Source organism: Brevibacterium spongiae (genome assembly GCF_026168515.1).
Lineage (GTDB): Bacteria > Actinomycetota > Actinomycetes > Actinomycetales > Brevibacteriaceae > Brevibacterium > Brevibacterium spongiae.
The window spans coordinates 2,331,914-2,345,150 of record NZ_CP093443.1 but is presented as its reverse complement, the minus strand read 5'-3'; the positions used below and the strand labels follow the sequence as shown (position 1 = coordinate 2,345,150).

The 13,237-nt window shown below is 64.9% G+C and carries 10 protein-coding genes; 6 read left to right on the top strand and 4 right to left on the bottom strand.

Annotation, left to right across the window (positions count from 1 at the left end):
- Positions 1-25: 25 nt before the first annotated feature.
- Both L1F31_RS10630 and L1F31_RS10625 read right to left on the bottom strand, forming a co-directional pair.
- Entirely contained in the window at positions 26-2,785 is a 2,760-nt protein-coding gene (locus tag L1F31_RS10630; RefSeq protein ID WP_265417269.1) for a penicillin acylase family protein, read from the bottom strand.
- Positions 2,786-2,940: 155 nt separating this feature from the next.
- Positions 2,941-3,807: a DUF817 domain-containing protein gene (locus tag L1F31_RS10625; protein WP_265417268.1), complete on the bottom strand. Its 867-nt coding sequence runs from the start codon at positions 3,805-3,807 to the stop codon at positions 2,941-2,943.
- 299 nt (positions 3,808-4,106) lie between these two features.
- Here L1F31_RS10625 and L1F31_RS10620 point away from each other — a divergent pair, with 299 nt between their 5' ends.
- Both L1F31_RS10620 and L1F31_RS10615 read left to right on the top strand, forming a co-directional pair.
- The gene (locus L1F31_RS10620; protein WP_265417267.1) at positions 4,107-5,918 is read left to right on the top strand and encodes an N-acetylmuramoyl-L-alanine amidase; all 1,812 of its coding nucleotides are present in this window, start codon (positions 4,107-4,109) and stop codon (positions 5,916-5,918) included.
- A gap of 47 nt (positions 5,919-5,965) precedes the next feature.
- Positions 5,966-6,628, top strand: coding sequence for a Rossmann-fold NAD(P)-binding domain-containing protein (locus L1F31_RS10615; RefSeq protein ID WP_265417266.1), 663 nt, complete (start codon positions 5,966-5,968; stop codon positions 6,626-6,628).
- 61 nt (positions 6,629-6,689) lie between these two features.
- Here the strand turns inward: L1F31_RS10615 and L1F31_RS10610 are convergent, their stop codons facing one another.
- Positions 6,690-7,256 carry a dihydrofolate reductase family protein gene (locus L1F31_RS10610; RefSeq protein WP_265417265.1) on the bottom strand — a complete coding sequence of 189 codons (567 nt, stop codon included), beginning with the start codon at positions 7,254-7,256 and terminating at the stop codon, positions 6,690-6,692.
- A 6-nt stretch (positions 7,257-7,262) separates the two neighbouring features.
- Positions 7,263-8,150: a L,D-transpeptidase family protein gene (locus tag L1F31_RS10605; RefSeq protein WP_265417264.1), complete on the bottom strand. Its 888-nt coding sequence runs from the start codon at positions 8,148-8,150 to the stop codon at positions 7,263-7,265.
- A gap of 60 nt (positions 8,151-8,210) precedes the next feature.
- On the opposite strand from L1F31_RS10605, the gene L1F31_RS10600 reads away from it, so the two are divergent.
- From L1F31_RS10600 to L1F31_RS10585, 4 genes are all read left to right on the top strand, one after another.
- On the top strand, positions 8,211-9,578 hold the full coding sequence (locus L1F31_RS10600) for a DUF6636 domain-containing protein (RefSeq protein ID WP_265417263.1): 1,368 nt from the start codon (positions 8,211-8,213) through the stop codon (positions 9,576-9,578).
- Between the two features lie 189 nt (positions 9,579-9,767).
- Positions 9,768-11,534 carry a 2-isopropylmalate synthase gene (leuA, locus tag L1F31_RS10595; protein ID WP_265420427.1) on the top strand — a complete coding sequence of 589 codons (1,767 nt, stop codon included), beginning with the start codon at positions 9,768-9,770 and terminating at the stop codon, positions 11,532-11,534.
- A 91-nt stretch (positions 11,535-11,625) separates the two neighbouring features.
- The gene (gene recO, locus L1F31_RS10590) at positions 11,626-12,354 is read left to right on the top strand and encodes a DNA repair protein RecO (protein WP_265417262.1); all 729 of its coding nucleotides are present in this window, start codon (positions 11,626-11,628) and stop codon (positions 12,352-12,354) included.
- Positions 12,351-13,127, top strand: a complete 777-nt coding sequence (locus L1F31_RS10585) for an isoprenyl transferase (protein ID WP_265417261.1) — start codon at positions 12,351-12,353, stop codon at positions 13,125-13,127. Before recO ends, L1F31_RS10585 begins: the two co-directional genes overlap by 4 nt.
- Positions 13,128-13,237 lie beyond the last annotated feature (110 nt).

Sequence of the window (13,237 nt, the reverse complement as noted above, 5' to 3'; positions counted from 1 at the left end):
GAAGACCTGAGCGGGTGAGCGGGACTCAGGGTTCGAGGGTGAGCGTGTCCTCGGCCGCCGCAGCGACCGCCTGCTTCGAGTACGGCCAGGGACGGTTGACGTTCGCTGCCCAGTCGTTCGTCTGATCATCGTAGTGCGGGTGGAATGCGTGCCCCGAGGCGCCGGTGAGGTTGATCCAATTCGAGGCGTCGAAGTTCGACAGGTCGACCATCTGGCGCATCGATGGCACCCAGTTCGTCTCATACCCGACCGAGGCATCCCAGCCGGTGGCGTGGACGACACCCGAACCGCCGGAGACCTCGTAGGGCCCGCGGTTGAACAGCTTCTCGACCGGTGTGATCCCCGATTCGCCGAGGCTGGCGTTGCGGATCGTCAGCCGGTGCAGAATGCCCCAGCGCCAGGTCGCAGGCTCGGAGCCGAGCAGATCCTCGGTCGTCGTCCACGCCGTCTTCATGGCTTTGCGCAGCGCCTCGTCCTGACTGTCGACGCCCTTGCTCTTCCACCAGGAGGATTCGGGGTCCTCGAGGAGATTCGACATCACGAGATACCACCGCGAACCGCCGCTGGGGGAGACGCCCTCGGGCAGCTTGTCCGCGATCACCTGATCGAGCAGAGTCTTCGAGAGCACATTGAAGTAGGCGGCTGCGGCACTGTTGGCTGCATCGCTGCCGTTCCACTTCTTGAGCATCTCCTTGGCGCGGAGAATATCCTCATCGCCTCTCGAATGGACCTTCGTCGCCACGGGCACGAGCTTCGAGGCGAACGGGTTGAGGTCATCGCCCTGGATCGCGCTCATATCGGCGGGCTTGAGCTTCCTGCCCTCGGCGACCGCGTCCTTGATGCGCTTCGTGATGCGACGTGCCCGGTCGCCGTAATCGAAGTCTCCGCCCAGATCCACGGTCTCGCCAGGGGCCGCGACGGGGTTGTTCGCAGTCACGATCCAGCCGCGTTCGGGGTTGTACAGGCTCGGCAGGTCCTCGAAGTCGATCCAGCCCTGCCAGTCCTCCTCGGACTTCCAGCCCCGGCGCGGCACGGTTCCGTCGGCAGTGCCGCGCCGCGGGATCATGCCCGGTGCCTGGTAGCCGATATTGCCGGCGACATCGGCATAGACGAGGTTCTGGGAGGGAACGTCGAAGAGGGAGGCCGCGTGCCGGAATTCCTGCCAGTTCGTCGCCTTGTTGATCGCGAACACCGCCGAGGCGGTCGTGCCCGGGCGCAGCGCCGTCCAGTCGAGGGCGAGCCGATAGTGCTCCTCATCGGGACCGGACTTCGGGTTCTTCGTATCGGCCCCCGTCGCAGCGTCGAGGGCCCGGCGATAGGAGCCGTCGAGTTCGGACACGAGCGGCCCGTTGCTGGTGGAGCGGATGGTGATCTCGCGTGATTCCTCGCCTGCGACCTTCACCGTCTCCTTCCGGACCCGAACCGGCTCATCACCGTCATCGCGGATGACTCGGCCATCGCGGATCTTCTCGACCACGAGGTCGGTGACATCGGCGCCGAGGTTCGTCAGTCCCCAGGCGATCGACTGGTTGTGGCCGATGACGACGCCCGGGAGCCCGGAGAAGGAGAACCCGGTGACGTCGAAGGGGCATTCCTCGGTGACCTTCTTGCACCGCAGACCGACCTGGTACCACACGGAAGGCATCGCCGGGGCCAGATGCGGGTCATTGGCCAGCAGCGGGGATCCGGACTTCGTGTGCTCGCCGGAGATCACCCACGAGTTGGATCCGATATCGTCGCTGTTCATGCCCAGCATCTGCGGCAGTGATGCGACCGTCGACCTGAGTTCGAGCAGATCATCGGCGGCGCCTGGGACATCGGCGTCCGCGCTGCCGGCGGCTGATCCAGCCGCAGGGTCGCCGGCATCGGCTGCGTCCGGGGCATCGGTGACGGTGCCTCCGGCCCGTGCCTCCTCGTCGTCGGCGGACGCGTCTGCCGAATCTGGCGCAGGATCCTGGCTGTCGGCGGGAACCTTGCCACGCCGACTGCCGTTCTTCGCCGCCTTCTCACCGGCGATGCCGCCGAGGATCGTGGGGCGAGTCTCGTACGGGTAGTCAGGGTACAGATCGTCGACCTGCTGCTCATCGAGTTCTGCGGAGAGGACTGTGCGGTCGATTTCGTCTTCGAGGTTCGACCGCAGATCCCAGGCCATGGCCTTGAGCCAGGCGACGCTGTCGACGGGAGTCCACTTCTCGATCGTCGTTCCACCGGTCTGCAGGCCGAGGACGGTGTATTCGAGGGACACCTGACTGGGGGACTTGTCCTTGAGGTAGGCGTTGACCCCGTCCGCGTAGGCCTGGTAATAAGCGAGGCTCGTCGGATCGAGCTTCTTCACTTCCTCCTCGGCGACCTTGCGCCAACCGAGGGTGCGGATGAACGTGTCGGTGCCGAGCTGAGATTTCCCGAAGAGCTCGGACAGCCGACCCGAGGTGACGTGGCGGCGGAAGTCCATTTCCCAGAAGCGGTCCTGAGCATGGACGAATCCTTGGGCAAGGAACAGGTCGTGTGCGGTCTCTGCTTCGATGGTGGGCACGCCCGATTCGTCGCGGTGAACCGTGACCGCGGCGTCGAGACCAGGCAGAGAGATCTCCCCATCGGTGGTGGGAAAGGACCGGCGGACCAAGAAGACACCGATGAGCGCAAGCAGAAGTGCGAGGACGAGGATGCCGGCGAGCACCCGGATGAGGATGCGGCCGCTCACCGACAGGGAGGAACCGCCGGATGGGCGGAACACCTTGAGCAATACGCTCGATTCCTTCTCATTCTGCGCATCGGGTTCCGCCATGAGTCTCCTTCGGCCGTCCATAAACCTTCGGTTCACAGTATCAGTGCAGGCGGCGCCCACTGGGGGTATCAGCGGTTTCTGCAGGTGTGTCGATGGCGGTTCGGCCGGGTGAGACGCGGATGTCTGACCGGGTCAGACGCGAATGTCCGGAAGGTTCAGTCGCGGATGTCCGGTACGTCCGGCTCGGGAGGCTTCGGCTTGTGGACGAAGGTGACGAGGACGACGGAGATCATCATGAGCAGGAACCAGGCGACGAGCTTTGTCAGCGGCACCAGATGCCAGCCGTCGTCCTGACTCGGGTACAGCCACGCACCGGCCGCGGTGCCGATGTTCTCAGCCAGCCAGATGAAGAAGGCGACGAGCACGAAAGCGAGGAGCACCGGCATCGTCGGTCTGCTGCGGTGCACACTGAAGTGCATGCGGCACCGGAAGAAGACGATGACGGTCAGGCCGACGAGGACGAGGCGGAAGTCGACGATGAAGTGGTGGGTGAAGAAGTTGATGTAGATGGCGGCGGCGATGACTGCGGTGAGCCACCTCGGCGGGTAATGGGTGAACCTCAGGTCGAAGAGACGGTAGACGCGGACGATATAGGATCCGACGGCGGCGTACATGAACCCGGTGAACAGTGGAACCGCACCGATGTGGAGGACCCCGCCGGGGGCGTAGTTCCACGAACCGACCGCAGTCTTGAAGATCTCCATGCCCGTGCCGACGATATGGAAGAGGATGATGACGATGAGTTCGCGTCCGGTCTCCAAGCGTGCGGCGAGCATGCCGATCTGGATGACGACGGCGAGGATGACGAGGAAATCGTTGCCGGCCACAGCCGCGTCTGCGGGATAGAGCCAGGACGTGGCGATGATGGCGACGAGCATGAGCGCGCCGAACAGGCACGCCCACGCCTGTTTGATTCCGAAGGCGAGGAACTCCCGGACTCCTGCGGGGACGCGGGGGAGGAGACGGTCTGCAAAGGCATCGAGGACGGCCTCGAGCCGGGTGAGTTCGCTGCGTGCGGCCATGGGTTCCTTCGGTGGGGAAGCAGAAGGCAAGTTTATCGCGGCTCTGCTGCGATACGGGGCGGGCGGTGATCGCGGGACCAGCACACGACGGCGGAGAACAACGGGCACAGGTGAATTCCTGAACGAATTATGCGAGTCCTCTTCACGATCGCTCGAGATCCCTTTAATCTGAGCATCAGCGCCGCAGAGTCTCTGTGGCCGGGCAGAGCCGACACAGCAGTGACGTGGGCGAAGCCGACCCAGATTGTTGGATTCCGTCGGGCCCACCCGACAGGCATGCTGAAGGGGACCTCGAACCGATGAAACCGACTCGACTGCTGGCACCGGCTCTGGCCGGTGCACTCATCGCCGCGATGACGTCCGGACCAGCGCTCGCCGCCTCGACGCCGTCGCTCGGCGGCACGGGCACGACAGACAGCGCCCCCGCGGCAACCGACAGCGCTCCAGCTGCGGACGAGACTAGTCCTGCTACGGACGGGAGCAGTCCTGCTGTGGGCGAGGGCAGTCCGACTCCGAGTGACGGCAGTCCCGATGTGAAGGACAGCGCGCCGGCCGCCACCGATGACGCCCTTGTGGTGAGCCGGAACGCGGGAACGACCACGAAGACCTATTCCGTGGCGTCGGCGAAACTCAAGGCCCTCAAACTCGACGACTCGTCGGTCACCATCATCGGAGCGAGCTGGAAGGGCAAGGACCCGGAACTCGAAATCCGCTATCAGGATGATTCCGGGTGGTCGTCCTGGGAAGAGATGCCCGTCGACGACGGAGCCGGCCCAGACGAGACCTCAGCCGAAGGCAGACAGATGCCCGCACAGGAGAACGGGACCGAAGCCGTACCCGTCGTCGACTCCACTGCCGTCGAGATCCGTCCCGGCACCTCGGGCAAGGGCACCAAAGATCTCTCTGTCACGACCGTCGCCACCAAAGTCACCGCTGCCGATGCGGCTGTGACGAAGAAGCCCGCCTCGGTGACCGCCCAGGGTGTGAAGGCACAGGTGTCCCACCACGAACTCAAGGCGAACATCGTCACCCGGAAGGAGTGGGGAGCCGACGAGAAGCTCGTGCGGTGCAAGACCGATAAGACGACCACCTCGAAAGGGGTGTTCATCCACCACACGGCAGGATCGAACTCGTACACGAAGTCCCAAGCCCCCGCCATCATCCGCGGCTACCTCGCCTTCCACACGAAGGAACGCGGGTGGTGCGACCTCGGCTACAACTTCCTCGTCGATAAATACGGCACCATCTACGAAGGCCGTGCCGGCAGCATCGATCTGTCCGTGACCGGAGCCCACGCCTCCGGATTCAACTCGTACACGATCGGCATCAGCGTGCTGGGCACCTACACCGGATCCGCTCCCAGCACAGCCGCGCAGAACTCCGTCAAGCGCCTCATCGCTTGGAAGGCCAACCAGTACGCGTTCAACCCGACGGGGAAGATGACACTGACCTCCGGCGGAGGCAGCACGAGCCGGTACCCCGAGGGCAGGAAAGTCAGCCTCAATGTCGTCTCCGGGCACCGGGACACCAGCTACACAGCCTGCCCGGGCAATGCCTTCTATTCGCGACTCGGAGCGATCCGGTCGGGTGCGAAGGCGATGCAGTCCGATGTCGGCGGCTATCCGACGAAGGGCGCGATCGGCACCTACTACCGAGCGCATTCATCGCAGACCGGTGAGGCCCGCAGCGTCGAAGGCAAACTGTCCAACCCGAACGGCGCCTACCAGCGCTTCGCCAAGGGCACCGTCTACTGGTCATCGAAGACCGGAGCGCACCTCAACAAGGGCGGGATCCGCAACGGATACCAGCGGGCCGGCTACACGAAGGGCTTCCTCGGGTTCCCGAGCAGCGATGAGAAGGCCTTCAAATACCGCAAGAGCGCCTACTACCAGAACTTCGCAAACGGTATGATCACCTGGTCATCACAGACCAAGGGGCAGCCGATGCGCGGAGAGATGCTCAAGAAATGGAAGGCCCTGGGCTGGGAGCGCAGCAGCCTCGGTCTGCCGAAGTCCAGCGAGTTCGCCTCAGCAGGCAAGACGCGACAGAACTTCGAACACGGGTACATGACGTATACGAAGAAGGACGGCGTCAAGGTCTACGTGAAGTGACCGACGGGATTCGGCGGTTCGTCGCAGGAGGGGCTTAGACTCGCATCATGCATATCCTCCTCTTCGGTGCTTCCGGCCATGTCGGCACGGGCATCGCCCAGCACCTCGGCCCCGACCACAGCATCACCGGGGTTGTGCGCAGACCTCCGGACGCTGATGCGCCCTATCAGCCGCTTGTCGTGCCTGCGTGGGTTGACGAACCCGACGAGGTGATCACCGCACTCGCCGCCTCCGAGGCGGGCCCGGTCGATGCCGTCATCGCAGCAGTCGGCGGCTGGTACATCGACGCACCGGTGCTGGAGCGAGGTCTGGCGAAGTTCGACACCGACTACGACGCCTACCTGCGCGGCCATTTCACGGCGTGCGCGATCACGCAGCAGCTGTCGACCAAGAACGACCGCCGTCCGGTGCATCTGGCCCTCAACGGCGTCGCGAGCGTCGAAGCCCTGTCGGGGTCCGGGGCGATCAGCGTGTTCGGAGCCGCACAGAAGATGCTCATCGAGGTGGCCGCCGCCGAAACGCCGACTGTGGACTACCGTGAGCTGCGGGTCATGGCTCCGATCGGCGGGGATGACCGCAATGACCTCAGCGGGGGAGTGGAAACGGTCGGGCTCGCCGAGGTGGCCGCCTCGGCGAGTGCGATCCTCACCTCACCCGATCGCTTCGATGTGAGCACGGAGATCCATGCGGGAGGAACCGCAGCCGACTGACTGACCGACTCAGTCCAGACGCAGGGACAGCTGTCCGCCGTCGTCAGCTGTGGGCGAGTGGTCAGGCTCTGCGGTAGCGGAGGAAGACCTGATCGTCTTCGGTGCGGACCTCGATGAGCCGCAGCTCGATGTCAGCCTGCAGGCCCGAGAAATGACTGCCTGCCGTATGGATGTAGCGGGGGCTGATGCTCAGCAGCAGTTCGGCACCCGGGTAGTGCTCGAGCAGGCGGAAGGCGAGGTTCGGACCCGACTCGCACACGATGAGATCCTCACCGGCGTCAGTGTCGGCGCGCGTTGCCAAGGAGGCGACCACCTCGGCGAGGGTGTCCCGGGTGAACTGACGGGCGCGGTAATCCACCCCGATATCGCCGAGCTGTCGGGCCAGGAGGTCCGGATCCGATTCAGTGAGCACGTGCACGGGCGTGTGTTCGAGGGCCTTGCCCGGAGCGTTGATGACCGGCAGCTGCGGGTTGAGCGCGGTGCGACGGTCGATGATGAGCGCTGAGGCCCGACGGCGCAGAGCGATGAAATTGCGGAAATCAGCTTCGGTCGACACCCCGGTCGACCAGTTGTCCTGCGCGAACGATCCGTTGATGGATTGGACGAGGGAGATGATGAGGCGGCGCACTGGCTCCTACTTCTTCAGCTCGGTTTCGGGGCCCATGGCGATGCGCGGATGGTCATCGGGGTCGATGGTGCGCATGATCCATGTGAGGTCGGCCTCGTCGAGGGTCACACAGCCATTCGTCCCCGAGTCGTGGTCGAGGTGCAGCCAGATTCCGCCGCCCTTGTCCCAGCCCATCGGCCGGGTCTTGTCCGTGGGCGGGGTTCCCGGTTTGCGGTTGTAGTCGATGGCGATGATGTAGTCGAACACGGATTCGTAGTCCGCACCGTAGGCGACTGTCGCCGACGAGGGCAGACGATCGTCCTGAGTGTAGGGCAGCTTCGTGCCCGGGTTCGGTTTGAATCCTCCGGCGTCGCTGAGTGTGAAGACGCCGATCGGGGTCGTCTTATCGCCTTCTCGTCGATCCTTCAGCCAGCCGTTGCTGCCGTTGTGAGCTGAGAATGTCTTGAGCTTCTTCCACTTCTTGTCCTCGAACTCGAAGAAGCTCAGCGTCGAGTTCTCCGAATCGGCATCGGGCGAGGTCGCGACGAGCACCTGAGAGGTCTCCTCGGGGATCTGGTCCGCATACTCCTTCGCCAGCCCGGGAACGGGAACCTCATGGGCGGGGCCGTTCGCCTCGGCGTCGCTCGAGGCCTGGCCGGAGTCGGTGGCGGCATCGTTTGGGGACTGGTCTGCGCTGTCCGGGGACTGGCCGGAATCGGCACCGGCAGGTGAGACCTGCTCCGGAGCCGCAAAGTCGCCGAAACTCGTCTGCTGGGCTGGAGCGGCCACAGCAGTGGATTCGACGTTCGCGGCGGATTCGCCCCCGCCGTCGGAATCGGTGCCGCAGGCGGTGAGCAGCAGAGTGAGCGCAAGGAACGCAGGCACGCTCGCACGCCGGTGGACACCATTGGACATGCGGCTATCATCTCATGAACCTTGAGAACTCCTGAGTAATGACTATGCGAAAATGACGATATGAGCATTCCACCCGTGCCGAACCACCCTCCGCGCCCCGGGCGTCGGAAACCGGCCGAGGAGTCTCCGGAGTCGATCACAACGCAGTTGTTCATCGGCCAGGACGAGTCCGCGGCCGCGGATGGTTCTACTCAAGCGCTGACCCCCGCAGAACTGAAGAGGCTGCGGTCGATGGTCGAATCCGACGGCACCGACGCCACCGAGGTCCTCAGCCTCGAGGAGCTGCGTCAGCTCGCCGCGGCTGACGGATACGAAACCGGTGGACTTCCCGCCGCGCCGCGGAAAGCGAACTCCGAGGACATCGCCGCGGCAGAAGCCGCCTCGGCGCCGAAGCAGTGGAACCCGCTGCCGAACTCGACTGCCCAGGCGGGTGCCGAGCATCCGTCGGATCCCGCACAAGCCTCAGGCTCTGCGCATACCTCAGGTCCCGCGCATTCCTCAGGCTCAGCACATCCGCACGAGGGCCGATGGGGCCAGGAATTCGGGGCGGCCGGACACGCTGCCGCAGGGCAGCCGCAGGCAATGCCGTCACCCGGTGAAGCGCAGGTCGGCGGGTCCCATCCCGCTGGGGCTCACCCCGGTGGGGCTCAGGCTGGCGGGGCTCAATCTGGCGGATCTCAACCAGGGGGACCGCAGCCGATGCCTGCCGGATACGCTCCTGCCTACGCCGCAGCTCCGGCCGGTGCCGCAGGAGGCGGTTACGGTCCAGGCCCCCACGGCCCCGATGGACCCGGCTACGGTGGTCCCGGCGGACCGGGTGGCCCTGTCGGACCGGGCGGCTACGGCGGACCCGGAGGACCCGGAGGACCGTATGGTCACCGGCCCGAGACGAAGAAGGTCCCGGTATGGCTGTGGGTGCTTGCGACGATTGCGCTGGTCCTCGCCCTCGGCATCGTCGGCTACATCGTCTGGGACTCCACCCAAGGCTCCGACGACACCTCGGCCGCTCCCACGGACGAACCGTCGATCGGACAGACCGACGACCCCGAACCCACCGACTCAGGCAGCTCCGAACCACCTGTGGCCAAGGAGTCCTTCACGTCCCCGTCAGGCAATATCGCCTGCACCATCGACTCCGAACGCGCCCGCTGCGTGATCAAGGACTACGACTACTCGCCCCCGGCGAAGCCCGATGACTGCCGACTCGACGACTGGGGCGCCATCGTCGTGGCAAACAAGGAGGGCGCAGGATTCTCCTGTGTCGAAGCCCCCGAATCCGGCGGTGCCGCACGTGTGCTCGGCTACGGCGAATCCATCTCCGCCGAGGGAATGACCTGCACGTCCTCCGAAGAGGGCATGGAATGCAAGTCCGACGACTCGGGAGTCGGATTCAACGTCCGCCGCGCCTCGGTCGACTTCCTCAAGTGAGGGAGCAGGGCCGCCTCGGCGATCTTAGGATGTGGACATCATTGGGTCTGACGGAAGGTTGAGGTCTACGGTGATGCTGTGGCACACAGGTTCCTCCTCCTTCCTTGCCGCGACGAGTCCTGAACGGACAGCACACTCGTCGCGGAGTCTTCCTATGCTGGTCAAGCGTTGAGAAACTGAGATAGAGGAATCATGAAACTGCAGAAGCCCACTCCGATGCCGTTCAGCAAATACAAGTCGTTCCAGGACCGCATCAACCTGGACATGCGCGACCGGACATGGCCCGACAAACTCATCCGCAAGGCCCCGCGCTGGCTGAGCACCGATCTGCGTGACGGCAACCAGGCACTCATCGATCCGATGACGCCGGACCGCAAACGCAAGATGTTCGATCTGCTCGTCAAGCTCGGCTTCAAGGAGATCGAGGTCGGATTCCCCGCCGCCAGCCAGGTCGACTTCGACTTCGTCCGCGAGATCATCGAACAGGACGCGATCCCCGACGATGTGCGCATCTCCGTGCTCACGCAGGCCCGAGAGGACCTCATCGAGCGCACCGTCGAATCCCTCGTCGGCGCGAAGATGCCCACCGTCCACCTCTACAATGCGACCGCCCCGGTCTTCCGCAAGGTCGTCTTCGGCTTCGACGGCGAAGGCTATGACCAGACCCGCGATATCGCCCTGCAGGGCACACAGGCGGTGATGAAGCACGCGGAGTCGCTGCTCTCCGACGCGGACTTCGGATACCAGTACTCGCCGGAGATCTTCGTCGACACCGAACCCGATTTCGCGCTCGACATCGTCGGCTCCGTGCTCGACATGTGGCAGCCGGCCGCCGGTCGTGAAACCGTCGTCAACCTGCCCGCCACTGTCGAACGCGGAACTCCCAACACCTATGCGGACCAGATCGAATGGTTCTGCCGCAACATGCCCTACCGCGACGAAGTGGCCGTGTCCCTGCACCCGCACAACGACCGGGGCACCGGCGTCGCCGCCGCGGAGCTGGGCATGATGGCCGGAGCCGACCGCATCGAAGGCTGCCTGTTCGGCAACGGTGAGCGCACCGGCAACCTCGACCTCGTGACCGTCGCCCTCAACCTGTACACGCAGGGCGTGGACCCCGAACTCGACTTCTCGGACATCGACGAAGTCATCCACACCGTCACCGAGTGCAACCAGATCGGCGTCCACGAACGTCACCCCTACGGCGGCGACCTCGTCTTCACCTCGTTCTCCGGCTCGCACCAGGACGCGATCAACAAGGCCTTCGCCGACCGTGAGAAGAAGGCGAACGCCCAGGGCACGCCCGTCGACCTCATGGAATGGGACATGCCCTACCTGCCGGTCGACCCGAAGGACCTCGGACGCTCGTATGAGGCGATCATCCGTGTGAATTCGCAGTCCGGCAAGGGCGGCGTGACCTACCTGCTCAAGAGCGAATACGGCCTCGACCTGCCGCGCCGCATGCAGGTCGAATTCTCCCGCGCAGTGCAGCAGCACACCGAGTCAGGCGGCGAGGTCACCGCCGAAGAGATCCGTCGCATCTTCAACTACGAATACCTGCCCGCCGACGACCGTGAGAAGGCCTGGGGCCGCTTCCAGATCGTGGGTCTGCGCACAGAGTCGGGCAATGTCGACGAATCCGGTTCCTCCGCCGAGCGCATCGAGGTCGACCTCATCGTCGACGGTCAGGAACGCACGTACGAAGGTCGCGGCAATGGGCCGATCGACGCGCTCGTGAAGATCCTCATCGACCAGTTCGATGTCGATGTCCGCCTGCAGGACTACTCCGAGCACGCAATCGGCTCCGGCGCCGACACCATGGCCGCCGCCTACGTCGAGCTCGCGGTCGAGGACCGCGTCGTCTGGGGTGCCGGACTGCACCCGAACATCACGAAGGCCTCGCTCAAGGCAGTCGTCTCGGCCGTCAACCGCGCAGCCCGGGACCGTCAGGCCTGAAGCTTCCGGCGGAGAACGCCGCGGTCGATCTCACAGCAGTCGCAGAGCGCGGCGGGGATGATTCCCCGCCGCGCTCTGCGATAATGGGCGGGTGCACAATTATCGTGATGAAGGCATCGTGCTGCAGGGGCACAAACTCGGCGAAGCCGACCGCATCGTCACCGTGCTCACCCGCAGCCATGGCCTCGTCCGGGCCGTCGCCAAGGGGGTGCGGCGGACGAAATCGCGTTTCGGCTCCCGCCTCGAGCCCTTCATGCTCATCGACGTGCAATGCCATGTCGGACGCAACCTCGACATCGTCACCCAGGTCGAGCTCATCGAACCCTTCGCCCGCGGAATCGCCACGGACTTCGATGTCTATTCGGCCGCCTCGGTGATGGCGGAGACCGCACGCAGCATCACCGAAGTCGAACCTCAATCTCGCACCCACTTCCTCCTCCTCGTGTCCGCGATCCGCTCACTGTGCAACCGCGAACACCCGCCGAGGCTGTCGCTGGATGCCTACCTGCTGCGCGCGATGTCCGTGGCCGGGTGGGCCCCGAGCCTGCTCGACTGCGCTCAGTGCGGCCGACCCGGACCACACCGCGCGTTCTCCGCCTCCCTGGGCGGGGCCGTCTGCACGAACTGCCGACCCTCCGGGGCGGCACTGCCCGATACCGACGCCCTCGAACATATGGCCGCGCTGCTGTCCGGCGACTGGGAGCGTGCCGAGGCGTCTGACTTACACGATCAGATCGACGGCTCGAAGCTCGTCTCCGACTGGGTGTCGTGGCACCTCGAACGCAACATCAGATCATTGAGAGTTCTGGAGAGCACATGAGCTATCCCGCACCACCGGCCCACCCCAGCGGAGCGGAGCCTCCGCGCATCGACGCGAAGTTCGTGCCGAACCACGTCGCGATCGTCATGGACGGCAACGGTCGGTGGGCGAACCAGCGGGGACTGCCGCGGACGGAAGGGCACAAGGCCGGTGAGGCCTCACTGCTCGACGTCATCCACGGCGCCATCGAGATGGGCGTGGACTATCTGTCTGCGTACGCGTTCTCCACGGAGAACTGGAAACGCTCACCCGAAGAGGTGCGCTTCCTCATGGGCTTCAACCGCGATGTCATCCGCCGTCGCCGCGACGAACTCAACGCACTCGGTGTGCGGATCGTGTGGTCCGGGCGGCGTGGCCGGCTGTGGCGGTCGGTCATCGACGAACTCGAATCCGCTGCCGAGATGACCAAACACAACACCGGCCTGGTGCTCCAGTTCTGCGTCAACTACGGGGGACGGTCCGAGATCGTCGACGCGATCAATGAGATCACCGCCGAGGTGGCCGCCGGGAAGCTCAGGCCAGGCAAGGTTTCGGAGAAGACCGTTCGCTCCCGCCTCTACGCACCCGGAGTGCCCGATGTCGACCTGTTCCTGCGGTCCTCGGGGGAGCAGCGGACCTCGAACTTCCTGCTCTGGCAGTCCGCCTATGCGGAGATGGTCTTCCAGGACGTGCTGTGGCCAGACGTCGATCGGCGCACTTTGTGGGCCGCGATCGAAGAGTACGCCCGACGTGACCGTCGCTTCGGCGGAGCCGTCGACACGCCCTCGGCCTGAGCGCGTTCACGTCCGCTTCAGCTCGGTGAACTGACACCAGCTTGGTGCATGGACCAAGCTGCTGTCGGTTCACCAAGCTGGTAGGCGGCGCGGTTCAGGCAGCCGCGGTT